Below are 23,882 nucleotides of genomic sequence, written 5' to 3'. Positions count from 1 at the left end.
TTAACCAATTTCTTCGTGTTTGGGGCTGTTTTTTTCCAAAGCTTCCAGCCGGCGTTCCATAGCGGAGCGTTCGTGTTCCTCTTCAACTTTTGAACCCAGCGTTTTGATGTACGACGCCATGTCGTCATAGGATCCGATGCGTTCCGCTGCCAGTTGCGGATTCAGAACTTTGTCCATCTGGTGATGGGCGCGTGTGGCATTTTCCTTGCCCATGAGCTGGAGCTGGCGCACTTTCATGTCTTTCACTTTGTGCTTCATTTCTTCGTAGCGCTGTTCAAGGCCTGTCAATTCAGCAAGGTTCTCCGTAAGAGTCTGTTCCAGCTCCGCTGTGCGGTTTGAATAAGTGGCCACTTCCATTTCTGCAAAAGCAGACAAATCGCTTTCTCCGGAATTTCGGGCTAATTCGAGCTGTGCCTGCCGTTTTTCGAGCATAGCTGAAGCTTCCGCCAATTCCTTTTCAAACTTGCTGTTAAGCTTGGCTTGGCGTTCCACCCATTTGCCGGTTTCTTCTGTTTGCTTTTCGGCTTCCACGATGTAGCGGTTCAAGACCGCCAGCGGATTTTTCTGTTCTTTCTTTGATACAAGTGTGTCAACGTCTGTTGCGACTGCAAATTTTAAACGTTCCCATAAAGATGCCATTTGTTTTCCTCCTTATTTTGTCAGTTTGTCCCATTGTCTTTCGAAATTCATAAACGGATCGTTTGTTTTAGCAGCAACGATTGGGCGTTCATTCCAGTTGCGGTAAATCCACCACAGTCCGGCAGCTGCCGCAACTCCGATCAAGGCCGGCACGTTGGAGATGGCTGATAATACACCGACAGCTCCGACAAACCCCCACCAGATTTTTGCTGCAGTCGATATGCTTTTCAAGTAGAAATGCACACCCATGTAGAGAATCAAACCGGAAACTGCCAATCCCATCATAGCGCCGAGGTTGGATAGTACGATGATGCCGGCAACGATGCCGAGTGTAATCATCCAAAACTTATTCAATTTAACTCCTCCTCTCAATTTGTAACCTAATCTTATCAAGGAAAGAATCTTTCCAACACGGTCCCTGACTGCATCTTTTACTAAGACCTGAGGCGTAGTTGGAGCTAGGTAAGGTGGTGCTGAACGAAAAATGCTATAATATCCCTACTATAGAACAAAGAGGAGGGACAGCTGCTATGAAAATCATTGCGTCGATTATCGGATCGCTGGCAATTTACCTGGCTCTTGTGGCGTATTTAGGCTGGAACGTGTATATATGGATGGACTCATGGGCGCAGTGGATTTATCCGACCCTGTTCGGGGTTGTTTGGCTCCTCATCGCGTTCAGTTTCTTTATCGGACGTTTAGGGCACCGCTTTCTGGCTTTTACCATCATCGGCGCGTATTGGTTTGCATTTCTGGAATATGCCCTCCTTCTCTTTCCGGTAGCGAATATTGTTAGTTTGCTTTGGGAGGGGACTCAAGAAGCGCTGATTCTTGGAAATGCAGTGGCGGTTATTTTCCTGCTGATTTTTATTGCCGGAACTTTTCTCGCTTACAGCCCGGTTGTACGGAACTTGGAAATTACGGTCGATCGTCCAGCGGCAGAGCCGCTTCATCTTGTTATCGGGTCAGATTTTCATTTGGGGATACTGTCCGGCAGGCGGCACCTGAAGCGTTTTGTCACCCATGCCAATAAACTGAATCCGGATGTCGTATTGCTGGCCGGCGATTTAGTAGATGACGACCCTGTTTGGTATGCAAGGTACGGGATGAAAGAGGAAATGGAAAAACTGGAAGCGAAGCTCGGGGTTTATGGTGTTTTAGGGAACCATGAATACTACGGCAAAAAAATTCCTTTATTGGTCAAGCTGATGGAAAGTTCGGGCGTAAATATCCTGCGGGATGAAACTATTCTGGTTGGAAATCGTTTCTATTTAACAGGACGAGAAGACCGGACCAATGGAAAGCGGCATGCGCTGCAGCTCTTGCAGCCAAAAGACAAGCTGCCGTGGATCATCATGGACCATACACCTTCGGATTTAAAGACTCCTGTACAATTGGGGGCAGATTTACATATATCGGGCCATACCCATAAAGGGCAAATGTGGCCGAACCGCTTTATCACAAAAAAAGTATTTGAACTGGATTATGGACATCGTCTTGCAGGAAAAACCCATCTTCTTGTATCTTCCGGTTTTGGCTTTTGGGGTCCGGCTATCCGGATCGGAAGCCGTTCGGAACTTTGGTCAATCAAGATGAAATTTGAGCCGACAAGCTAAGGAGCGCAATGGAATGGAACAATGGATTACATCAATTATGTCTGACTATGGTTATCTCGGAATCTTTTTGCTGATTATGCTGGAGAACGTATTTCCGCCAATTCCGTCCGAAGTGATTTTGACGGTTGGCGGCTTCATGACGACAACGACGGATATGACGATTCTGGGCGTCATCTTGGCTTCCACAGCGGGATCCGTGTCCGGTGCACTGATTCTTTACGGAATCGGATTGTTGCTGGATGTGGAGCGCCTGGAAAAAATCGTGGAGAAATACGGCCACATCCTGCGGGTGAAAAAAGCGGATATTCACCGGGCCGATGCCTGGTTTGACCGCTACGGCATTTGGACGATCTTTTTCGGCCGGCTCATTCCGCTGGTCCGCAGCCTGATTTCAATTCCGGCCGGAATGGCCAATACAAAGTTTTGGCTGTTCCTGACGTTCACGACACTCGGAACACTGCTTTGGAATACAGTTCTTGTGTTTGTGGGAGAAGCGGTCGGAGAAAACCGCGACCAAATTATGGAACAGCTCGATATCTATTCAAACGTCGTTTACGCTTTGATTGTGCTGGGCGGGCTTGCAGCTGTTTGGTATTACGTAAAGAAAATCAGATCCCGCGAGATGGATTGAGTATTTCTGGAAAAACTGTCGGTTGTTTGCCGGCAGTTTTTTTTATTGTTATAATTATTTGACAATAGAAATGGAGGGTCAGCATGAAACCAATTGTTTACATTACACAGAAATTGCCTGATGAGGCGGTATTGGGTCTGCAGGAGTCTTTCGAAGTACGGATGTGGGAAGATACGGAGACTTCCGCGCCGCGCGAGGAACTACTGAAACAAGTGGGAGAAGCTCAAGCACTTTGGACGATGCTATCGGACCAGATTGATGCAGAAGTGTTTGAAGCTGCACCGAACTTGAAAATCGTGGCGAACCTGGCAGTAGGCTATAACAATATCGATTTGGACGCGGCACATAAACATAAAGTATTCGTCACCAATACACCTGATGTATTGACGGAAACCACAGCCGATTTGACATTTGCCCTGCTATTGGCAACCGCACGCCGCATTGTGGAAGCGGATCGGACAGTCCGTTCGGGTGAATGGAAGTCCTGGAGCCCGCTGGGAATGGCCGGCATGAATGTCGGCGGCGCAACCCTCGGCATCATCGGCATGGGGCGCATCGGCGAAGCCGTAGCAAGGCGCGCCCAAGGATTCGGCATGAATGTGCTTTACCATAACCGGACGCGCAGAAGCTTGGAAGACGTGAAGTATGCAACACTGGAAGACCTGCTTCAACAGGCGGATTATGTGGTCATCTTAACGCCGCTGACGGACGAAACAAAAGGGATGATCGGCGAGCATGAATTGTCGTTAATGAAGGAATCCGCTGTTTTGATCAACGTGGCACGCGGCGGCATCGTCGATGAAACTGCGTTATACGAAGCGTTGAAAGCAAACAGGCTATGGGGTGCCGGGCTGGATGTTTTTGAACAGGAACCGCTTCCGACGGACCACCCCTTATTGTCGCTGCCGAATGTGACGGTGCTGCCGCATATCGGCAGTTCAACGGTCCAAACCCGCATGGCGATGATGGCAATGAACGCAGAAGCGATTGCTTCATGCTTGGAAGGCCGTTCGGTAAAAAATCGAATCTGTTAGGGGATGGGGAAAATGAAAGGTGCAATCACGCCGTATTTAAGCTTTTACGGGCAAGCAGATCAAGCGGCTTCTTTTTACGAAGAAGTTTTCGGGCTCGAACGAATGGCGAGCCAAACTTATGGGGACTCAAATTTCCCAGCCCCGGACCACGCCAAAGAATTTCTGTTGCACTGCCTGCTTCAAAAAGGCGATTTCAAGCTGATGATGGCTGATTCTGTGGAAGAACAGCCCGTTCAGCCGCGTTCCGGATTGGCTTTAGTAGTAGAATGCGAAACCGGTGAAGAAGCGGTGGAGATTTTCAGCAAGCTGTCCGACGGCGGACAAGTGATCATGGAACTGCAGGATACGTTCTGGGGAGCCAAATACGGAAAAGTCAAAGACAAATTCGGCTTTGTCTGGGACTTAAACGTGGAAAAAGAAAAGTGAAGGCGCCTGCATAGCCCCGACAAGCGCTGGAGGACTTGAGGAGATGGCGCTTTTTGCCATCACCGAAAGACCGAAGCGACCTCGAGGGGCTGGGCGCCGCAACTGGACAAAAGAAAAGTGAAGGCGCCTGCTTAGTCCCGACAAGCGCTGGAGGACTTGAGGAGATGGCGCTTTTTGCCATCACCGAAAGACCGAAGCGACCTCGAGGGGCTGGGCGCCGCAACTGGACAAAAAGAAAAGTGAAGGCGCCTGTTTAGCTTCGGAAGGTAAAAAACAGCTGTTCAATATAGCTATCAACTTGTAGACAAAGTTTAGATGAAATGAATAGCGATGCATCAAATCAACCGGACCGGCCACTTCGCTTTCCGTGGGCTCAGCTTCAGCCTCCTCGCTGCTTCGAAACCCGCTGCTCCTGCATCGCTGCGCTAGCTTCGTCGCAAAGACTTGGCCTCACTGCCTTCGGCCAATGTCTTGCCTGCGGGGTCTTCAACTTTCGTCGCTCCGTCGCGTTGCTCCTTCACTGCTCCCACAGGAGTCTCCGTGGCCGGACCGGTTGAGGTGGCTCTCTTTGATTCGAAAGTGAACGATGATCCGATTGAAGCCAAACTAACTAGTTAAAAAAGAAAAGCGACACCTTTCGATAGCTTCACGTTTAGGATCCGAAGTGAAAGAAGGTGACTCCAGCGCGGCGCGAGCCCGCGGAGCGCGTCCGGCTGAAACGGAGGATTCAGTATTCTCTCTTCAGTCGTATACTTATTCGGCTATCATGTGTAACTATTCTTTTGTCTACAAGCTCACAGCTGTTCAATACAGCTGTTTTTTCAATTCTGTAAAAGTTGAAGTTTGCGGGTTTTTATTGTAAAATGATTGAGGTTTTTGAAGTCAGTAGGACTTATGAAACAAATTGAAGAATAGGGGGTATGATTCATGCAAAATCATACACACAACGTTTTACTTTATTATTTATATACACCGATTGAAGATCCGGAAGCTTTTGCAGCTGAACATTTGGCAGCTTGCAAAGAACTTGGATTGAAAGGCCGTATCCTGGTTTCCCATGAAGGGATCAACGGTACTTGCTCCGGTATGATCGAACAGACGGAAGCATACATGGAAATGTTGAAAAGCGATTCACGTTTTGCGGATATCGTCTTTAAAATTGATGCAGCTGATGGCCATGCATTCAAAAAAATGCATGTACGCGCGAAAAAAGAAATCGTTCATTTGGGGTTGGAAGAAGACATCAATCCACATGAATTGACTGGAACTTACCTCGAACCTGCCGAATTCTACAAACGCATGCAGGATCAGGATACAATCGTGCTTGATGCACGCAACGATTATGAGTATGACTTGGGCCATTTCCGCGGCGCTGTGCGTCCGGATGTTGAAAACTTCCGTGATCTTCCGGAATGGGTCCGTGAAAACAAAGAAATGTTTGAAGGCAAGAAAATTTTGACTTACTGCACAGGCGGAATCCGCTGTGAAAAATTCTCCGGCTGGCTGAAAAGAGAAGGATTTGAAGATGTGGCGCAATTGCACGGCGGCATCGCAACTTACGGAAAAGACCCGGAAGTGAAAGGGCAGCTTTGGGATGGCCAGATGTACGTCTTTGATGAGCGCATTGCCGTTCCGGTTAACCAAGTGGAGCATGTCATTGTCGGAAAAGACCATTTTACCGGCGAACCTTGTGAACGCTACGTAAACTGTGCAAATCCGGAATGCAACAAGAAAATTCTTGCTTCTGAAGAAAACGAACACAAATACATGCGTTCATGCTCAGACGAGTGCCGCGAACATCCGCGCAACCGCTATGCATTTGAACACGGCTTGACAGGCGCTGAAGTCCAGGAACGCCTGGATGCCCTTAAAGAAACAACAGAAGTTTAATAAACAAGAAAAACCGTCCTCGAGGGGACGGTTTTTTTATGGAAAGAATCACGAGGATTAGCCTTCTTCGTTCAAGACGACAGAGCGCCCTTTCAATTTTAAAAGCAATGGAACGAGCAGCCATGCTGCTGCTATTAAAAGCAGCACTAAAGAAATTGGATTGGTGACAAATGTGGAAAAGTCGCCGTTTGAAATGGTAAGCGCACGGCGCATATTGTTTTCAATCATTGGCCCAAGGACCAGTGCCAAGACCAGTGGGGCGACCGGGAAATCGTTCTTAGTAAATAAGTAGCCGAGCACACCGCAGGCAAGAAGCAAGTAAAGGTCGAACGTCGTGTATTGCACCGCATAGACGCCGAAGAACGAAATGGCGATAATGATCGGCAATAAATACTTTTTAGGCGTCTGGATGATTTTGGCGAACACTTTTACTAGCGGCATGTTCAAGATGAGAAGCATTAAATTACCGACGAACATACTGGCAATCAGACCCCAAGCTACTTCCGGGTGGTCATCGAACAACAGCGGGCCTGGCTGGATATTGTACATGATCAAGGCACCCATAAGGATTGCGGTAGTTCCCGATCCTGGAATCCCGAGAGTCAGAAGGGGGATCATGGCGCCGCCGGATGCTGCGTTATTTGCAGATTCTGGGCCAGCAACACCGGCAATCGCGCCTTTGCCGAACTGCTCCGGATTTTTGCTGAATTTTTTCTCGCCAATATAGGAGAAAAACGAAGCAAGTGTAGCGCCTGCACCTGGCAAAACGCCAATAAAGAAGCCTAAAAATGAACCGCGCAAAATAGGAGCGGCACTTTCCTTCAAATCCTGGCGGGTTGGAAGAATACGGCCGATTTTCGCCATCGTGCCGTCTTCATGGTCACGCTCCAAAACCGTTTTAAAAACTTCTCCTAGAGCAAATAGGCCGACCGCGATCGTAAGGAACTCGAGTCCGGAATACAAGACCGGAATGTCATAAGTAAAGCGGGCGATGCCGGATACTGCGTCAATTCCAATCGTTCCGAGCATCAGGCCGAACACGGTCATCATCAATGCTTTCGTCATGGATTTTCCGGCTAGGCCGCTGACTGCCGCCAGTCCCAACAGCATAAGGGAGAAATATTCAGCAGGGCCGAATTGGAGAGCGACATTTGATAGGGGTTCTGCCAGCAGGACAAGTCCGATAAGGGAAATGATTTCTGCCGCAAATGAGCCGATTGCGGCAATGGACAAAGCCGATCCAGCCCTTCCTTGCTTTGCCATTTGATAGCCATCAAGCGTAGTCACAACTGATGAAGACTCACCTGGCGTATTGAGCAGGATGGAAGTGGTCGAGCCGCCGTACATGGCGCCGTAATAGACGCCGGCCAATAGAATAATCGAACTTGCTGCCGCGGCTTCTGTCGGAAGCCCTGCCGTCAAAGTTGCGGTGACGGGAATGAGGAGGGCGACACCGCTCATCGGACCGATTCCAGGCAAGACGCCGACAGCTGTTCCGATTAAAACGCCAACAAACGCAAAGAGGATGTTCTGCCATTGAAACGCAATGCTGAACCCATCCATCAGAAATTGTAAGGTATTCATAATACTCCACCTCTCTAGTTAAAATACAGGGAATCCTGGCAATGAACCGCCGAGGAACTCGGCAAAAAAGTAATAGACGCCAAAAGAAAATATGCCAGCGATTATAATGGATTTGATCCATTTGCCGCGTTCCATCGTCTGGAAGGCAATTAAAAGAAACGCAAACGTTGTAATAACGTAGCCAAGAGGCTCAAGCAGTGCAGCGTATAAAAGTGCGCTGACAAAGATGATAAGGAATTTTTTGTACAGGACGGGTTCGCCGCTCTCGGTTTTCGCCTGATAACGGAATGTTTCATATAGCAAACGCAGGCTCAGCAAGATCAAAACTGCGCCAAGGCCGATAGGGAAAATGTCTGGACCGACTGCCGAACCATACGAGCTTTTGGAAATCCGCTGGCTCTCAAGGACAAACAGAAGGCCAATCAGTAAAAAAGCGATTCCTGCAAAGCGATCGAAGGTTTTACTCATTGTCTTTCACTCCTTTTAAAGTAAGAAAGCGGCCGAAGCCGCTTCCACATTATTTTTGCATGTCGAGTGCTGTCAATAATTCAACAATCACTTCTTCTTGAGTTTTCAAGTATGCTTCAAAGTCTTCGCTGTTTTTGTATTCACTTTGCCAGCCGTTACGCTCCAGCTCTTTTTTCCACTCGTCCGAGGCGGACATTTCTTCTAATTTGGTTGACCAATATTCCTTCGCTCCATCTGTCATGTTCTTAGGTCCGAAAATTCCGCGCCAAATTGTAAATTCTGCATCAATTCCTTCTTCCATAAATGTCGGAACTTCGCTTAATTCTCCTTCAAGCCGTTCCGGCGAACTTACAGCAAGCACCCGGACATCGCCCGATTTCACATATTCTGCAATAGTGGATGCATCGGTCGTAATCACATCTGCATTGCCGCCGAGAAGAGCAGCTACAGCTTCACCGCCGCCGTCATAAGAAACGTACTTGACTGATTTGGGATCGATTCCGTATTCAAAAGCAGGCAAGATGCCCACTAAATGGTCCATCGATCCTGGAGCAGAACCACCGGCCAATGTAACACCCGTAGCGTCTTTTTTAATGGCATCAAGGACATCCGTCAAGGTTTGGAATTTTGAATCAGCCTTAACGACGATTGCTCCGTAATCGCGGGTCAACTGCGCAAGCGGCGTTGTGTCTTTATAGCCGTATGGGCTGTTGCCTTCCGCTTTGTTGTTGTTGATCAGAATCGGCGGAGATTTTACAAGCATCATGTAATCGTTGTCGACTTCTTTTGTCGCATATTCCGCCATGTAAACGGCTCCGCCGCCGCCTCCAGCACCCGATGGAGCTACGAGGGTAATTCCGCGTTCAGGATAATTTGCATCTCCGTTTGCTTTGGTGCTTTCTTCTGAAGAACAGGCAGCAAGGCCAACAGCCAATACACCAGCAAGTGACACAGAAATCAACTTTTTCAACATATCATTCATCCCCTTTTAAAATAATAAAAAAGACAGCGCTTTCATCTGCTGCCTTTAATTTATCAGAACTTTTATTCAATTCAATGTTTATGGGCATAAGGGGGATACTGTCCATAAACTTAATACTGTTCATATTGTTCACGTGCGGGGGAAGTACCGCCGTTCCGGCCTGCCGATGGTTCCGTAAAGCAGCTCGGCTTTGGCGGATTGCTCGGCTACTAAATGCTCCAGGTAGCGCCGGGCCGTCGAACGGCTCATTCCGCAAACCGAACCCATTTCTTCAGCGGTAATGCCGTTTAAAGCAGTGGACAATTTTTCTTTGATTCGGAACATGGTGTTCGGGTCAATGCCCTTTGGTGTCACCAATGGCTCCGAGAAAACCGGCCGGCTCTTATTCCATAATAGATGGATTGATTCTTCATCGAGCTTGCCGTCTGTTTCTAACGAACGCCGTTTTTCCTGATACATCAGCAGACTATCCTTGAAACGGTCAAATGTCAGCGGTTTTAATATATAATCCAGAACTCCGCCCCGCAATGCTTTTTTCACAATGTCGGTTTCGGAAGCCGCCGTAATGAAAATGACATCGGATTCAGGGCTTTCCTGTTGGATATACGGAATCAGCTCAGTTCCTTTCATGTCAGGCAAGTGAACATCCAGCAAGATTAAATGAGGGCGCAGCACTTGGATCCAATCCATTGCTTCGCTTCCGTTATAGGCGGATCCGACAACTTGAAAGCCATCGATTTTTTCAATAAATCGTTTATGAATATCAGCGATGCGTTTATCGTCTTCAATAATCAGTACTTCAATCAATGCTATTCCCTCCGATTTTTATCGAAATTATGAACAAAGCCCCTCCAAGATCACCGCTTTCCATAGCGATTTCTCCTTGCAGATCCTGTACGTTTTCATACACTTTTACTAACCCGTAGCCTCGGTCATCGCCGTTTTTTGTAGATATACGTTTTTTGAAAAGGTCAGATAGTATTCCGGAATCCAGACCTTTTCCTGAATCCTCCACTTCAATCAGGATTTCGCTGCCATTGTCTGTTAAAAGAAGCCGGACAATTCGGCTGTCTTCGGGAAGATGTTCGACCGCTTCGAATGCATTGGTGACCAAATTGCCTAAAATAGAGACAAATAACCCTTTCTCAAAATGCGAAGGAAGCTGTTTTAACCAGCTTTCATCGTCGAGGATCAATTTTACTTTCAGTTCACGTGCACGGTTGAATAAACCGATCACGATCCCCCCAAGAAAAGGATCCTGCAATCGCTCGGTTACAAAGCGCACCAGCGACTGCTGTTCTTCAGATTCGTCATGGATGAGCTCCATGGCTTCTTCAAGAGAATTAAGCTGGATCAAGCCTGACAATGTATACAGCAAATTCTGGTGTTCGTGTGTCTGTGCACGCAAAGCTTCTGCATATTGGCGCACTTGCGATACTTCGTTTCGAAGTCCTTCAATGTCCGACTGGAGCCGGAAACTGGAGACCGCGCCGATGATTGTTTGGCCTTGGCGAATAGGGATGCGATTGATGATCGTCTTTTTCCCCCGGATCGTTGCAGGCTTGTCCAACTGCGATTCACCTGTTTGCAATACCTGCAGCAGCTGGGTATTCGGAACAATTTTTTCAATCGGCTCACCGATCAGATTTTTCTCTTTTGAAAAAGACAGCACTTCATAAGCAGAGCTATTCGCCATCGTAATCTTGCCGTTGTTGTCCACCATAATAATGCCTTCTCGGACCGATTCAATCAAAGCGTTCCGTTGTGTATATAAATTAGCGATTTCAACCGGCTCTAAACCAAATAAGGTTTTTTTGATGTTGCGGGCAAGAACCATTGAGCCGAGAGCGCCAAATACAATGGCAATCAGCACAATGCCGACAATTGAATCGGCGTATTGAAGAAAAGTGGAAGTTATATTCGTTTTTAGAAAACCAACCGAAATAATGCCGACAATCGTGCCATCTTCATCAACTATAGGTGCTTTCCCCCGGAGCGCTGGCCCAAGGGAACCGGTAGCTTCTGAAACATAGGATAATCCCGATACAAGGGCACGTTCATTGTCATCACCGACCATCTTTTTTCCGATGCGCTCTTCCACTGGATGGGTCCGTATGCCTTCCGTATTTCCAATGACGACGTATTCTGCACCGGTCTGTTGCCGAATTTCCTCAGCGATCGGCTGGAGCGTGGAAGTGGGGTCTGCCTCTTTAAAAGCATTTTTTACGTTTTCGCGGTCTGCTGTTGTACCGGCGATATCCAGTGCACGCTGTCCGACTTGTTCTTCAATCGCTTCGGAGATTGTGTAGTAAAAAGAGATCCCAGCCAGCACCATGACAGCAGAGATAAACAAAGCTCCGTATAAAAAAATTCTGCGTTGTAGTGGCATGCTGCATTCACTCATTTCTTTTTGATAGTTCATTTTATCCAAATCCTAGCCGTTTAGAAAGACATGGAAAGAAAGAATTTAATTGTGGGAATAATAAAGCAAGAAAAAAACGCAAAAGAATTACTTTTGCGTTTGGTCGTTTTGAGGTTTTGGTTCTTTTAATTCAGCGGCGCAATCAAAACAATACAGCTTTCCTTCTACATAAACGCCGTCCAAAAATCCATCACGGCAATAAATGTCTTTCCTGCAATTGTTGCAGGGGCCAATCAGTTCACGCATGCTGCTGCATGCTTTCTGCGTGAATGTACATCGCTTCTTTTAAATATTTCGATAAGCCTTTGCCATGCTGGTCGATATTGTTGGCAAAGCGGCTGTCGGATGCATACAAATCGGCAAGCCCCCGGAACATTTTAGGTGTGCAATCGTAAAAGCGATTTAATAATACGTAATAAGCTTTCATTTCAGTCTGCACTTGCGGAGCATCCGGGGACAGGTGCATCAATGACGCAACTGCATTGTAAATCCGGTTGCCTTCGCGATTGATTTCTTCCAAATCTTCTTCTTCTTTTTCCGGCTTCGGCTCTTCAGCAGGAGGCGTGATTTCGTAATCGTGCAGCTCTTCAAGCGCTGGCGATTCCTGTGCATCCAAAACAATTTCTTCCACTACAATTTCCTCAACAGGCGTTGTGGCCGCCGCCGTTTCCAGATCGTCAATTTGCGGTGCGTGTTCAGTGTCTGTTGATTGAACTGGAGCTTCCGCTTTCAGCATCGCTGCTGATTTATATTTTTCAATCGTGTCATCCGATTTCTTAGCGGAAAACGCTTCGAAACGCTCGCTATTGGATAGGGTAGCCAAACCTTCAAGTTCTTGTTTGGTCCGTTCTGCATTTTGAATCAGTTTTTCCATGCGCGCTTTTTTCTTTTCCAAGAGCTCTGCGTGCTGAACCAAAGCGAACTTCGGATCAAAACCTTCTGCCACAATTTCCTGGATTTTCTTCAGCGAAAAGCCCAATTCTTTAAAGAATAAGATATGCTGAAGCAATTTCAAATCTTCGTCGTTGTAGTAACGATAACGGTTGGATCCGATGTTGGACGGCTTCAGCAAACCGACGCTGTCATAATGATGGAGTGTGCGCACACTGACTCCTGCAATCTTTGCCACTTCCTGTACTTTATACAAGTAAATCACCTCTTCATTATTGATTAGACTATGACGCACCGTCAGTGTCAATAGATATCAGCGATTTAATATGAAATAGCACCTTATTCATAATAGGAGAGACTGTCAGCAAAAATAAAAAGGGCACTTTCGCTCACGCAAAGAATAAAGATAAAAGACAGATATTTCTAACAACTCCTGGAGATTTCATGAAGAGTATGGAATAATGACAATGAAAGCGTTTTCAGTAATGATGCTAAAGGGGGAAATCGGAATGAAATTGATGAATTACGTGAATGGGCACTGGCAAGACAAACCGGATGCTAAGTATACAGCTGTGCTGAATCCTGCGAACGGCGAAGAATTGGCGCAGGTTCCGTTATCGACAGCGAAAGAAGTCGATGACGCCGTCCTGGCAGCGAAAGCAGCACAGAAAAAATGGGCCAAAGTTCCAGCTCCTAAGCGGGCGGACTATTTATATGAAATTGGGCGCTTGATGAAGCAAAAGAAAGAAGAGCTGGCACAGGTGTTGACCAAAGAGATGGGAAAAGTGATCGAAGAAGCACGGGGAGAAGTGCAGGAAGGAATAGATATGGCTTACTACATGGCTGGGGAAGGGCGCCGGTTGTTTGGTGAAACGACGCCGTCGGAACTTGCTGATAAATTTGCGATGAGTGTACGTGCACCCATTGGCGTAGTAGGGTTGATCACACCTTGGAATTTTCCAGTGGCGATAGCGACATGGAAGTCATTTCCCGCGATTGTGGCAGGCAATGCCTTCATCTGGAAGCCTGCGACCGAGACGCCAATGATGGCTTATGAAATGGCGAAAATATTCGAAGAGGCTGGATTGCCTCCTGGTGTTGCGAACGTCGTATTCGGCTCGGGCTCTGAAGTGGGAACCGCCATGATTGAACATCCCGACGTTAAAGTCATTTCGTTTACCGGTTCTACAGAAACCGGCCGGAAAGTGGCGGAAGCCGGTGGACGGAATCTGAAAAAAATCTCGCTTGAAATGGGCGGGAAGAATGCCGTTATTGTCATGGAAGATGCAAACCTCGAGCTGGCTGTCGAAGGGATTTTGTGGAGTGCATTCGGAACCGCCGGACAGCGCTGCACAGCATGCAGCCGGGTCATCGTGCATAAAGATGTAAAAGAGGCCTTGCAGAACTTATTGTTGGAAAAAACATCTGTATTGACAATTGGCGACGGTTTGGACGAATCGGTGAAAGTCGGACCGGTGATCAACAAAGGCGCATTGGAAAAAATCCATTCCTATATTGGCATCGGCCAGGAAGAAGGAGCCACTTTGCTTACCGGCGGCAAAATCCTTGAAGAAGCTCCGCATGACAAGGGGCATTATTACGCGCCTACCATATTCACAGATGTTGCACCGGATATGCGGATTGCCCAGGAAGAAATTTTTGGGCCGGTCATTTCAATCATTGAAGTCGGCAGTTTTGAAGAAGCGATCGAAGTTAATAACAGCGTAATCTATGGCTTATCCAGTTCGATTTATACAGCCGATGTAAACCGCGTATTCAAAGCGCAGCGGGATTTGGATACCGGCATCGTTTACGTTAATGCAGGCACGACTGGCGCAGAAATTCATTTGCCGTTCGGAGGAACGAAAGGGACAGGCAATGGCCACCGGGATTCAGGAGTGGCTGCACTGGATGTCTTCACGGAATGGAAGAGCGTTTATGTGGATTTCAGCGGGAAGCTGCAGCGTGCCCAAATTGACAATGACATCTGAACAGGAAGGGGAGATAGAAATGAAAGTGGTTGTATTGGGAGCGGGGTTGATGGGCAAGCAAGCGGCAGGTGATTTAGTCGCGAGCAGCAAGGTAGAAAAGGTTTATTTAGCTGATATGAATATTGCGCAAGCGGAACTTTTTAAAGAGTACGTCGAAAGCGACAAGCTGGAAGTGCTTTATCTGGATGCCAATGACGACCTGGAACTGGCGGCTGTCATTTCGAAAGGCGACGTCGTGATCAACGCCTTGTTTTACACATTCAATGAAAAGGTGGCCAAAACCGCTCTTTCTTGCGGCGTCCATTACGTCGATTTGGGCGGCCATATCGGAGGGGCGACAGACGCCGTTCTGGGATTGCATGAAGAAGCAGAGAAAAAAGGCATCACGCTGATCCCCGATCTTGGAGTAGCGCCTGGAATGATCAATATTCTAGCAGGGCATGGTGCCGCAAAACTTGACGAAGTACGGGAAATTAAGCTTTTTGTCGGCGGGATACCGGTAGAACCTGAACCGCCGCTTGAATACAATCACGTGTTCTCGCTTGAAGGGGTTTTTGATCATTATACAGATCCATCGCATGTCATTCGGGGAGGAGAAGTGAAAGAAGTCGCTTCCTTATCCGAAATTGAAGCGGTGGAATTTGACGGGTTCGGAGAGCTGGAAGCGTTCCATACTTCCGGCGGCACGTCGACATTGATTGACACGTTCAATCATATTGAAACCTTGGAATATAAAACCTTGCGCTATAAAGGACATGCAGAAAAATTCCGGATTCTCGTGGAACTGGGCTTCACCGACCGGGAAAAAACGGTGATGGTCAATGGCGTATCCGTCAAGCCGCGGGATGTGCTGCGCGAAGTATTGACGCCAATCACTGAACTCGGCGATAAACAGGATGCGGTAGTGCTCCGTGTCCAGGTTTCAGGAATAGAGGCTGAAGAGGAGCTGACGTACGAATACAATATGGTCACTGTCAAAGACGCCGAAACTGGAGTGACAGCTATGGCGCGCGCAACGGCGTACACGATTTCCGTTGTGGCGCAAATGATCGGCAGCGGCGTCATCGATAAGCGGGGAGCCATTCCGCCGGAACTCATTGTGAAGGGTGATGAGTACATGAAAGAAATGGCGAAACGCGGGGTCGAAATTCACGAAACGATTCACCGTTCAGCATATCAAAGCTGAAAGAGAAAAGGGGGAAAAGGAATGGATTTCGAATTTACACCGGAACAGCAAATGCTCCGAAAAACCGTCCGCCAATTTGTGGACGATGAAATTCTGCCGCATATCGCCGAGTGGGATGCAACGGGCGGATTTGATCAGGGTCTTTGGAAACGGCTAGCCGAACTTGGTCTAATGGGTGTCTGTATTCCGGAAAAATACGGCGGCAGCGGAATGGATTACAATGCGCTGGCCATTGTATGTGAAGAATTGGAGAGGGGAGATACCGCATTCCGCACAGCGGTTTCTGTCCATACGGGCCTAAATTCCATGACGCTTTTGCAGTGGGGAAGCGATCAGCAAAAAGAGCAATTCCTTGTACCGCAGGCTAAGGGAGAAAAAATAGGAGCTTTCGGTTTGACAGAACCGGGCGCAGGCTCGGACGTAGCTGCCCTCTCCACAACGGCTGTGCGGGACGGCGATGACTATATACTGAACGGACAGAAGACCTGGATTTCCCTATGCGATGTGGCCGACCATTTTATTGTGTTTGCCTATACCGACAAAGCGAAAAAACATAATGGCATCAGTGCTTTTATCGTCGAACGGACGCGGGAAGGCTTTTCTTCCAAAGCGATCAAAGGCAAATATGGCATACGTTCCGGCAATACCGGCGAATTGTTCTTCGACGATGTGCGGATTCCAGCGGAAAACCGGCTCGGCGAAGAAGGGGAAGGGTTTAAGATTGCCATGGCCTCGCTTGATAACGGGCGATTTACCGTCGCAGCAGGGGCTTGCGGATTGATCATGGCTTGTTTGGAGGAAAGCGTAAAATATTGCCATTCACGCTCCACTTTTGGGAAGTCAATCGGCGAACATCAGCTGGTCCAGCAAATGATTGCCAATATGGAAGCCGGATTCCAAATGAGCCGTCTGCTCGTCTACCGCGCCGGTGAAATGAAAAACAAAGGCCTGCGCAATACGCGTGAAACATCAATGGCCAAATGGCAAGCCTGCGATTTTGCCAATAAAGCGGCAGACGATGCCGTGCAGATCCACGGTGCATACGGCTATTCCGATGAATATCCGGTTGCCCGCTTTCTCCGGAATTCCAAAGCGCCGGTCATTTACGAAGGCACCCGGGAAATCCACACCATTATGCAGGCCGAATACGTGCTTGGCAAACGGGAAGACAAAAAACTGAACCGGATGCTGCCGAAGTGGCCATTTGAAGAATAGGAAAGGAGTTGTCCCAAAAATAATTTGGGACAACTCCTTTGCGACGAAGCTAGCGCAGCGATGCAACGGTTTTTCATGTCTCGAAGCTAGCGCAGCGATGCAGAGACAGGAGCAATAGTATTACCACATCCTTTTTTAGAAGCAAGGGGCTGTCCAATAAGTCTATTACTCGACTTATTGGACAGCCCTTTTTCCTCTGCCTTTTATGAAATTGCAGTTTCTTCCGGCGTTCTTGGAACGAGCATCTCCAATTTCTTCGGCTGGATTTCAATCGTAACCGGTGTTTTCAAGTAAATTTCCCCGTCCGTATCCACGTCCATTTCGTTTTCCGTCCGGATGACAATATGCTTTCCTTGGTGATGGGTGATATGGTCTAATTCTTCAGGAGAAACATCTGGCTGTGACAGTGAAAACCATTCGCGGATTGCGGCGATAGACGGCGTCTGGATGATAAATATATCAAGCAAGCCATCGGCCGGATCGATGGTACTGAGCGGGAATGTATGGGTGCCGATCGATTTGCCGTTCATAATCAGCACGGCGGCGCCTTCTTCCGTATAATGGACGCCATCGATTTCCATGAAAATAGAAAAGTTTTCAGACTGCCGCATGGTTTGAAGGGCGCTCATAAAATAACTCAATTTGCCGTAGCGGTCTTTCAAGTCCGGATCGATGTTCAATGATGCGTCGGCAATCAGCCCGATGCCGGCAAAATTCAAGAACGAATGATCGTTGATCCGAGCGGAATCGATTTCTTTCACTTCGCCTTCAATCAATTCTTCTGCGGCTGCGTCAAGCGCCATCGGAATGGTAAGCGTACGGGCAAAATCATTGCAGGTTCCGCTCGGAAGAATACCAAGAATCGGAGCTTTTTCCAGGCTGGATAGCACTTGGACAGCAGTATGGACGGTCCCATCTCCTCCGGCCACAAAGAGAACATCTGCTGAATCTGCCGCGATTTTACAAGCTTCTTCAAATTCCTCTTTTGAATGGGTTTGAACCAGTTCCAGCTTTTTGGAAGCTCTAGCCAAAGCCGGAACGGCCAAAGGAAGGACTGTCTCGCTCGTAGACGCACCTGCTGCGCCGTTATACAATAAAACCGAACGCTCAAATCTCGGCATGCGTAAACCCTCCTAGTAGTTAACTTAAAGTACAGGGCAGAAAACGCCTTCTAGTTCAAGCAAGGTTTCGCTGCACCAAAGGATAATCAGGAGGACGAAACGTCCCACTGATTAAATCTTTTTCATTTCTTATTTTCCACTAAACCGTTCCCTGTAAACTAAAGAGAGGGAGCTATTCAAAAAGAAAGAGGGTTATTATTATGACATCAAGGCTTTATTACGAGGATTCGGAACTTTCGCAAGCAATAGTCAATATCGTTGCAAGCGGTGAAGACGAAAACGGAACTTATGCCGTTTTGGATCAAACCTGTTTTTATCCAGAAGGAGGCGGGCAGCCGTCCGATACCGGCTATATTGGCGAAGTACGGGTGGTGGATGTGCAGAGCGTTAAAGATGAAATCCGGCATTACACGGCGGATCCGCTGCCAACAGGAAGCTTTAAAGCGGAAATTGAATGGAATCGCCGCTGGGACCATATGCAGCAGCATGCCGGCCAGCATGTTTTAAGTGCCGTTTTGGACGATCATCATCACTTGAAGACGGCCAGTTTCCATTTAGGGGAAGAGCGGGTATCGATCGATTTGAATGCAACGCAGATTTCCAATATCCAGCTGCAGCAGGCGGAACGGGCAGCGAATGAAATCATCCGGAAACACCTGCCGATTTCCACACAATGGGTTTCAGACGTGGAGGCGCAGACGATGGCTTTAAGAAAGCCGCCGGCGGTAAGCGGAGAGATTCGGCTGGTGAAAATTGATGGAGTCGACTTAAATGCGTGCGGCGGCACCCATCCCAAAAATACAGCAGACATCGGAATGATCAAAATTATCGGGACAGAAAAGGCGAAAGGCGGCACCCGTGTGTATTTCTTATGCGGAAACCGGGCAATGGACCATTTCGATTTGCTGCTCGATCAAACCAATGAATTGGTGCAAAAACTCAACGCCCCGCTGGCTGATTTGCCGACAGCGGCGGATGCACTGCTGCGTGAAAAAGCGGAACAAGACAAGGAAATGAAAGAATTGCGCACAAAATTGCTCGAAGCAGAAGCACAGATGATTCAGCCGGAGAGCGGCACCGGAATCATCCATCAAGTATTTTCCAGCCGGCCAGTGAAAGAAGTGCAGCAATTGGCTCGGCTGACGGTCGCCCAGCACCCTGAAGCGGTGCTGCTGTTTTTGATTACTGAAGACGAAAGCATTCGTTTTGTTTGTGCGAAAGGCGAACAAGCGGAAGGCAATATGAAAAATGTCCTGCAGGAACTTCTTCAGTTGACTGATGGAAAGGGCGGCGGGAATGCCCAGCTAGCACAAGGCGGCGGAAAAACAGTGCATGCTCCTGATGTGTTTTTCCAGACCTTCCAATCGAGCCTGAAAAATATCGAAGGAATTCTGTAACTTTTTCCGGTATTTCCTGTCTAATGGGAAAAGAGCGGTTTGAAAGGCGGAGGCGACTATGAAGAAAAGGAGTATTTGGCTATTGGTTGCAGCAGCCATTGCGGCTATTGCGTTGTCGTTTGTGTGGATGAACGATAAGGTATCGGTAAATGCATCTTCCGTTGCCTTAGCGGAACAAGGATGGCGGGCAAACTTTTCTTCAGCGCTCGATCCGGAAGCCATCGAAAGAGGGGATTTGTACTTGACGGATGGAAACGGGGAGCCGATTGAAGTTGAAATGGCACTCCATCAAAACGGCAAAACAATTGAGATTCCCCAAATTCCGATCGGCAATTACACACTTCATATCAAAAAGTCAGCACTGCAAAGAGATTTTTTAAAGTCGTTGGATATTAAGGAAGTGGCATTCAGCGTCCAGGAAGAAATCAAAACGCTGGCGAACGAAAAAGAATTGAAAGCTTATTTTGCGCAGTTGCTGGAACTTCAGAAAAACAACGAACAATCTGGCGTGTTCAACAATGAAGGCGGCGTTACGGAAGAGTCCGCCGACAGCAGCGCCACCAGCGGAGGAGCAGAAAACGGCGGTGAACATTCAACCACCAATAACCAAGTGGAAGGAGTGGACGAAGCTGATTTAGTGAAAACGGACGGCTCATACATCTACTCGATCAGCGATTCCCGGGTTCTCGTTACGGATGTCCGCAATCCGGAAGCTATGAGCATCGCAAGCGAAATCAAATTCGAACAGGAGATGTATCCGCAGCAGCTGTTTATATCAGGCGATACACTGGTTGTGCTCGGCAGCCGTTACACAGCCATTCCGTTTGAAGGCACCATCCCAAATTATCAATCGCAAATCGGGCTGGTATCTGTTTATCTTTACGATATCACGGACCCCGCAGCACCGCAGGAACTCCGTGAATTTGGGACAGAAGGCAATTTGAATAATGCACGCCTGACAAACAATATTTTGTATTACGTCACCCATGTGTATCCTGATTTCTGGGCAATTGAAGAACAGGACAACGGCGAATTGCGGCCGCATACCTATGACTCCGAAGGAGATGGCGAGCTTCAGCCAATGGCTTTTGAGAGTATTTCCATCTTGCCGGGGTCGATGGAAGGCAGCTACAGCATCATAACGGCTATCGACTTGTCGAAGCCTGAGCAAAATGCCGTTTCAACAAAAGGTTTTTTAGGCGGCAGCGAGCAGTTGTATATGACAGAAGAATCGTTGTATTTAACGGCGTCTCATTATATGCCAATCGATGAACAAAATGTTGAAGGCGACGCCAGCATGGCGATTTGGATGCCGCAATTTGCCAATACGGAAATCTTCAAGTTCATGCTCAATGGGACGGATGTCCAGTTCCAGGCATCAAATGAAGTGACCGGAACGCTGCTCAACCAATTTTCAATGGATGAGTACGGCGGGCATTTCCGGATCGTGACGACTGAAGGTGTGGCATGGGATGAAGCCGCCCCTTCCAAAAATCATTTGTTCATCCTCGATAGTGGCATGAAGCAAGTGGGGTCTGTAGAAGACCTGGCTAAAGGGGAGCGAATCTATTCCGCCCGCTTTATCGGAGATACAGCGTATATGGTGACGTTCAAAGAAACGGATCCTTTATTCGTCATTGATGTCTCGGTTCCGTCTTCTCCGAAAGTTCTGGGCGAATTGAAAATACCCGGCTTCTCCAATTACCTGCATCCGCTGGATGAAAATCACTTGATCGGATTTGGCTCTGACACCAAACTGGAACCTGTTAAAGACGGAGAGCCGATGGTCGTTACAGGGGGCATGAAAATCTCTTTGTTTGATGTCAGCGATTTCGCCAATCCAAAGGAAAAGGATACGGAAATCATCGGTGGGCGCGGCACTTATTCACCTTTGCAATACGACCACAAAGCCTTATTCGTCCATCCGGAATCGGATCTATTCGGTTTCCCGGTGACGATGTACGAAGAAGCGGCCGGGGGCGATGTTAACTTTGAAGCACAAGGTGCGATGGTTTATACCATCACGCCGGAAGGCATCAGCGAAGCAGCCAATTTGATGTCGAAATCCGATATGCCCTATGAAGAGTGGGAAACGAGCGTCCAGCGCATCCTATCCATCGGAGATACCTTGTTTACCGTAGCAAACAGCGAAGTGAAAAGTTACGAAACCGATACCTTTAGTTTATTGAATACCTTAAGCTATTAAGCGGAAAACAGGCGAAGAAGTTCTTCGTCTGTTTTTTTATGACGTTTTCCATTAGCAGAAAAAGGGAAGAAGAAAAGTATTCTGAAAAAAACGGAGGGATATGGATGAAAGCGGTAACTTTTCAAGGCACAAAAGACATGCAAGTGAAAAACGTGAAAGATCCAGAAATCCAAAAAAGAGAAGACATTATTGTCAAAATCACTTCGACGGCAATCTGTGGAACAGATTTGCATATTTATCAAGGTGCACTACCGACGACAAAAGATACAGTCATTGGCCATGAACCGATGGGGATTGTAGAAGAAGTGGGCCCTGACGTAACAAAGGTGAAAAAAGGCGACCGCATCGTATTGCCGTTCAACGTCAGTTGCGGCCAATGCTTCTATTGCAGCCATGACATGGAAAGCCAATGCGATAACTCGAACGGCAATCCGCATTTTGATACTGGAGGCTATTTCGGCCTGACAGAGCGCTACGGCGATTACCAAGGAGGCCAAGCTGAATACCTGCGCGTTCCGTATGGCAATTTCATGCCTCTAGTGATTCCGGAATCGTCGGAGCTTGAAGACGAATCCTTGCTGTTCTTATCGGATGTATTGCCAACCGCCTGGTGGAGTGTTGAAAATGCAGGAGTAAGACCAGGAGACACGGTAGTTGTCCTAGGCTGTGGGCCAATTGGGCTGATGGCGCAGAAATTTGCCTGGATGCAGGGAGCTAAGCGCGTTATTGCAGTGGATGAAATTCCATATCGCATGAATTTGGCAAAAAAAATCAATAACGTAGAAGTGTTCGATTTTTCGCAGCATGACAATATGGGTGCGTTCATCCATGAAATTACAAGCGGCGGCGCGCGCGTCGTCATCGACTGTGTAGGGATGGATGGCAAGAAATCCCCGGCTGAAGCCGTTCAGCAGAAGCTGTTCCTTCAAGGCGGTACCTTAAGCGCCATTAAAACGGCGAAAGATGCCGTCAGCAAGTTTGGAGTTATCCAATTGACAGGTGTTTACGGATTGAATTACAACCAATTCCCGTTGGGCCACCTTTTCGAACGCAATGTGACGATGAAAATGGGCCAAGCGCCGGTCATTCATTTGATGCCGATGCTTTATGAAAAAATTGAAAACGGCGAGTTTGATCCGCGTGAAATCATTTCACACATCATGCCGCTTGAAAAAGCGAGCGACGCTTACCAAATTTTCAATGACCATACAGATGATTGTACGAAAGTCGTCTTGAAACCGTAAAGCTGAAAGTATGCTATAATTTCGGAGGATCAAACGCCCCTGTAATTCGGGGGCGTTTAATTTTTTGATGAAATACGCTATCATGAGGAATAAAATGAAATCAATCAGCGGGGGATCGCTCATCTTCCGCTGATTGTCCGTTGAACGGGGTAAAATTTAGGGGGGAAAGCAAGTGGTTCAAACTGGAGAAACAAGGCGCGAGCTTGCCCTGGATTGTTTTTTGCTAGCAGGTAAAATATTGATGGAAAATGGGGCGGAAACGTATCGCGTGGAAGACACGATGATCCGGATGGCTGTTTCACAAAAAATGACGAATTCCCATTGTTTTGTGACGCCGACCGGCATTATGTTTTCACCGAGCGACGAACTCCCAACTCGTTTTGTCCGCATCAATGCACGCCAAACCGATTTAGAGCGGGTAGCGCTGGTCAATGCAGTTTCAAGGAAACTGGTTGCACAAGAGTTGACGCTTCAGCAAGCGTATGAGGAATTAGAGGGAATCGACCAAACCAATTACAAATTTAACATGTGGCTGCAAATCCTGGCAGCTGCCACAGCAAGCGGCTGTTTTTTGATTTTGCTTGGCGGCAGCTGGAATGATTTGCCGTTTGCGTTTGTTTTTGGAGGTACGGGATTTATTATCGTAGAGACGATTTTGGAAAGAACCCGGGTGAAGTTTTTTGCGGAATTTATCGGGTCTCTGGCGATCGGGATATTGGCCATATTAGCTGTCTACTCCGGGTTTGGCATTGACCGGGATACCATCATCATCGGATCGATCATGCCGCTGGTCCCAGGCCTGCTCATTACCAATGCCGTGCGTGATTTGATGGCCGGTCATTTTGTTTCCGGGTTGTCAAAAGGGGCCGAAGCATTCTTGACGGCATTTGCCATCGGGGGCGGCATCGCGCTCGTATTATCATTTTAGGAGGAGATGGA

The 23,882-nt window shown here is 47.8% G+C and carries 22 protein-coding genes; 13 read left to right on the top strand and 9 right to left on the bottom strand.

Annotation, left to right across the window (positions count from 1 at the left end):
• Both QWY22_RS16160 and QWY22_RS16155 read right to left on the bottom strand, forming a co-directional pair.
• Positions 1-639 carry a PspA/IM30 family protein gene (locus tag QWY22_RS16160; RefSeq protein ID WP_074508642.1) on the bottom strand — a complete coding sequence of 213 codons (639 nt, stop codon included), beginning with the start codon at positions 637-639 and terminating at the stop codon, positions 1-3.
• Between the two features lie 12 nt (positions 640-651).
• Positions 652-993 carry a lmo0954 family membrane protein gene (locus QWY22_RS16155; RefSeq protein ID WP_036805711.1) on the bottom strand — a complete coding sequence of 114 codons (342 nt, stop codon included), beginning with the start codon at positions 991-993 and terminating at the stop codon, positions 652-654.
• Positions 994-1,169: 176 nt separating this feature from the next.
• Between QWY22_RS16155 and QWY22_RS16150 the strand changes: the two genes are divergently transcribed.
• The 6 genes from QWY22_RS16150 to trhO all read left to right on the top strand — a co-directional run bounded on the left by QWY22_RS16150 (position 1,170) and on the right by trhO (position 6,236).
• Entirely contained in the window at positions 1,170-2,255 is a 1,086-nt protein-coding gene (locus tag QWY22_RS16150; RefSeq protein ID WP_300981851.1) for a metallophosphoesterase, read from the top strand.
• Between the two features lie 13 nt (positions 2,256-2,268).
• On the top strand, positions 2,269-2,886 hold the full coding sequence (locus QWY22_RS16145) for a DedA family protein (RefSeq protein ID WP_300981850.1): 618 nt from the start codon (positions 2,269-2,271) through the stop codon (positions 2,884-2,886).
• Positions 2,887-2,969: 83 nt separating this feature from the next.
• Positions 2,970-3,920 carry a 2-hydroxyacid dehydrogenase gene (locus QWY22_RS16140; RefSeq protein WP_300981849.1) on the top strand — a complete coding sequence of 317 codons (951 nt, stop codon included), beginning with the start codon at positions 2,970-2,972 and terminating at the stop codon, positions 3,918-3,920.
• Positions 3,921-3,932: 12 nt separating this feature from the next.
• Positions 3,933-4,346, top strand: coding sequence for a VOC family protein (locus QWY22_RS16135; protein WP_300981848.1), 414 nt, complete (start codon positions 3,933-3,935; stop codon positions 4,344-4,346).
• A 53-nt stretch (positions 4,347-4,399) separates the two neighbouring features.
• Positions 4,400-4,603, top strand: a complete 204-nt coding sequence (locus tag QWY22_RS16130; protein WP_300981846.1) for a hypothetical protein — start codon at positions 4,400-4,402, stop codon at positions 4,601-4,603.
• Between the two features lie 670 nt (positions 4,604-5,273).
• The gene (gene trhO / locus QWY22_RS16125; protein ID WP_300981844.1) at positions 5,274-6,236 is read left to right on the top strand and encodes an oxygen-dependent tRNA uridine(34) hydroxylase TrhO; all 963 of its coding nucleotides are present in this window, start codon (positions 5,274-5,276) and stop codon (positions 6,234-6,236) included.
• A gap of 57 nt (positions 6,237-6,293) precedes the next feature.
• Here trhO and QWY22_RS16120 read toward each other — a convergent pair whose 3' ends face one another.
• The 6 genes from QWY22_RS16120 to QWY22_RS16095 form a co-directional block, all read right to left on the bottom strand.
• Positions 6,294-7,820 (bottom strand): tripartite tricarboxylate transporter permease, encoded by a 1,527-nt coding sequence (locus QWY22_RS16120; RefSeq protein WP_300981843.1) that lies wholly within the window; start codon positions 7,818-7,820, stop codon positions 6,294-6,296.
• A gap of 18 nt (positions 7,821-7,838) precedes the next feature.
• Positions 7,839-8,288, bottom strand: a complete 450-nt coding sequence (locus QWY22_RS16115; protein ID WP_300981842.1) for a tripartite tricarboxylate transporter TctB family protein — start codon at positions 8,286-8,288, stop codon at positions 7,839-7,841.
• 49 nt (positions 8,289-8,337) lie between these two features.
• On the bottom strand, positions 8,338-9,261 hold the full coding sequence (locus QWY22_RS16110) for a Bug family tripartite tricarboxylate transporter substrate binding protein (RefSeq protein WP_300981841.1): 924 nt from the start codon (positions 9,259-9,261) through the stop codon (positions 8,338-8,340).
• Positions 9,262-9,399: 138 nt separating this feature from the next.
• Entirely contained in the window at positions 9,400-10,077 is a 678-nt protein-coding gene (locus QWY22_RS16105; protein ID WP_436836765.1) for a response regulator, read from the bottom strand.
• Positions 10,070-11,692, bottom strand: coding sequence for an ATP-binding protein (locus QWY22_RS16100; protein ID WP_300981840.1), 1,623 nt, complete (start codon positions 11,690-11,692; stop codon positions 10,070-10,072). The genes QWY22_RS16105 and QWY22_RS16100 overlap by 8 nt, the downstream gene beginning before the upstream one ends.
• A 238-nt stretch (positions 11,693-11,930) precedes the next feature.
• Positions 11,931-12,839, bottom strand: a complete 909-nt coding sequence (locus QWY22_RS16095) for a MerR family transcriptional regulator (protein WP_300981839.1) — start codon at positions 12,837-12,839, stop codon at positions 11,931-11,933.
• A 253-nt stretch (positions 12,840-13,092) separates the two neighbouring features.
• Between QWY22_RS16095 and QWY22_RS16090 the strand changes: the two genes are divergently transcribed.
• From QWY22_RS16090 to QWY22_RS16080, 3 genes are read left to right on the top strand one after another with little or no spacing between them, the layout of a single operon-like run.
• Positions 13,093-14,574, top strand: a complete 1,482-nt coding sequence (locus QWY22_RS16090; protein ID WP_300981838.1) for an aldehyde dehydrogenase family protein — start codon at positions 13,093-13,095, stop codon at positions 14,572-14,574.
• Positions 14,564-15,760, top strand: coding sequence for a saccharopine dehydrogenase family protein (locus tag QWY22_RS16085; RefSeq protein WP_300984415.1), 1,197 nt, complete (start codon positions 14,564-14,566; stop codon positions 15,758-15,760). Before QWY22_RS16090 ends, QWY22_RS16085 begins: the two co-directional genes overlap by 11 nt.
• Positions 15,761-15,781: 21 nt before the next feature.
• Entirely contained in the window at positions 15,782-16,975 is a 1,194-nt protein-coding gene (locus tag QWY22_RS16080) for an acyl-CoA dehydrogenase family protein (RefSeq protein WP_300981836.1), read from the top strand.
• A gap of 203 nt (positions 16,976-17,178) precedes the next feature.
• On the opposite strand, the gene QWY22_RS16075 is transcribed toward QWY22_RS16080, so the two are convergent.
• Positions 17,179-18,096 carry a diacylglycerol/lipid kinase family protein gene (locus QWY22_RS16075; RefSeq protein WP_300981834.1) on the bottom strand — a complete coding sequence of 306 codons (918 nt, stop codon included), beginning with the start codon at positions 18,094-18,096 and terminating at the stop codon, positions 17,179-17,181.
• Between the two features lie 200 nt (positions 18,097-18,296).
• Here QWY22_RS16075 and QWY22_RS16070 point away from each other — a divergent pair, with 200 nt between their 5' ends.
• From QWY22_RS16070 to QWY22_RS16055, 4 genes are all read left to right on the top strand, one after another.
• A complete protein-coding gene (locus tag QWY22_RS16070; RefSeq protein ID WP_300981833.1) occupies positions 18,297-19,493 on the top strand; it encodes an alanyl-tRNA editing protein in 1,197 nt (398 codons plus the stop codon).
• A gap of 58 nt (positions 19,494-19,551) precedes the next feature.
• Complete coding sequence (locus QWY22_RS16065) at positions 19,552-21,699, top strand: beta-propeller domain-containing protein (RefSeq protein ID WP_300981831.1); 2,148 nt, start codon at positions 19,552-19,554, stop codon at positions 21,697-21,699.
• A gap of 104 nt (positions 21,700-21,803) precedes the next feature.
• Entirely contained in the window at positions 21,804-22,943 is a 1,140-nt protein-coding gene (locus tag QWY22_RS16060; protein WP_300981830.1) for a zinc-dependent alcohol dehydrogenase, read from the top strand.
• Between the two features lie 172 nt (positions 22,944-23,115).
• Entirely contained in the window at positions 23,116-23,871 is a 756-nt protein-coding gene (locus QWY22_RS16055; protein WP_300981829.1) for a threonine/serine exporter family protein, read from the top strand.
• Positions 23,872-23,882 lie beyond the last annotated feature (11 nt).

It is taken from the genome of Planococcus liqunii (genome assembly GCF_030413595.1).
Classification (GTDB): domain Bacteria; phylum Bacillota; class Bacilli; order Bacillales_A; family Planococcaceae; genus Planococcus; species Planococcus liqunii.
Note: the sequence above shows the minus strand (reverse complement) of the source record. Positions and strands in the feature narration are given on the sequence as shown.

What these genes read in the sequence shown, in the direction of transcription:
- QWY22_RS16160 (WP_074508642.1), bottom strand. Translation starts at nt 639, where the DNA reads ATGGCATCTTTATGGGAACGTTTAAAATTTGCAGTCGCAACAGACGTT.
- QWY22_RS16150 (WP_300981851.1), top strand. Translation starts at nt 1,170, where the DNA reads ATGAAAATCATTGCGTCGATTATCGGATCGCTGGCAATTTACCTGGCT.
- QWY22_RS16145 (WP_300981850.1), top strand. Translation starts at nt 2,269, where the DNA reads ATGGAACAATGGATTACATCAATTATGTCTGACTATGGTTATCTCGGA.
- QWY22_RS16140 (WP_300981849.1), top strand. Translation starts at nt 2,970, where the DNA reads ATGAAACCAATTGTTTACATTACACAGAAATTGCCTGATGAGGCGGTA.
- QWY22_RS16135 (WP_300981848.1), top strand. Translation starts at nt 3,933, where the DNA reads ATGAAAGGTGCAATCACGCCGTATTTAAGCTTTTACGGGCAAGCAGAT.
- trhO (WP_300981844.1), top strand. Translation starts at nt 5,274, where the DNA reads ATGCAAAATCATACACACAACGTTTTACTTTATTATTTATATACACCG.
- QWY22_RS16120 (WP_300981843.1), bottom strand. Translation starts at nt 7,820, where the DNA reads ATGAATACCTTACAATTTCTGATGGATGGGTTCAGCATTGCGTTTCAA.
- QWY22_RS16115 (WP_300981842.1), bottom strand. Translation starts at nt 8,288, where the DNA reads ATGAGTAAAACCTTCGATCGCTTTGCAGGAATCGCTTTTTTACTGATT.
- QWY22_RS16110 (WP_300981841.1), bottom strand. Translation starts at nt 9,261, where the DNA reads ATGTTGAAAAAGTTGATTTCTGTGTCACTTGCTGGTGTATTGGCTGTT.
- QWY22_RS16100 (WP_300981840.1), bottom strand. Translation starts at nt 11,692, where the DNA reads ATGAACTATCAAAAAGAAATGAGTGAATGCAGCATGCCACTACAACGC.
- QWY22_RS16090 (WP_300981838.1), top strand. Translation starts at nt 13,093, where the DNA reads ATGAAATTGATGAATTACGTGAATGGGCACTGGCAAGACAAACCGGAT.
- QWY22_RS16085 (WP_300984415.1), top strand. Translation starts at nt 14,564, where the DNA reads ATGACATCTGAACAGGAAGGGGAGATAGAAATGAAAGTGGTTGTATTG.
- QWY22_RS16080 (WP_300981836.1), top strand. Translation starts at nt 15,782, where the DNA reads ATGGATTTCGAATTTACACCGGAACAGCAAATGCTCCGAAAAACCGTC.
- QWY22_RS16075 (WP_300981834.1), bottom strand. Translation starts at nt 18,096, where the DNA reads ATGCCGAGATTTGAGCGTTCGGTTTTATTGTATAACGGCGCAGCAGGT.
- QWY22_RS16070 (WP_300981833.1), top strand. Translation starts at nt 18,297, where the DNA reads ATGACATCAAGGCTTTATTACGAGGATTCGGAACTTTCGCAAGCAATA.
- QWY22_RS16065 (WP_300981831.1), top strand. Translation starts at nt 19,552, where the DNA reads ATGAAGAAAAGGAGTATTTGGCTATTGGTTGCAGCAGCCATTGCGGCT.
- QWY22_RS16060 (WP_300981830.1), top strand. Translation starts at nt 21,804, where the DNA reads ATGAAAGCGGTAACTTTTCAAGGCACAAAAGACATGCAAGTGAAAAAC.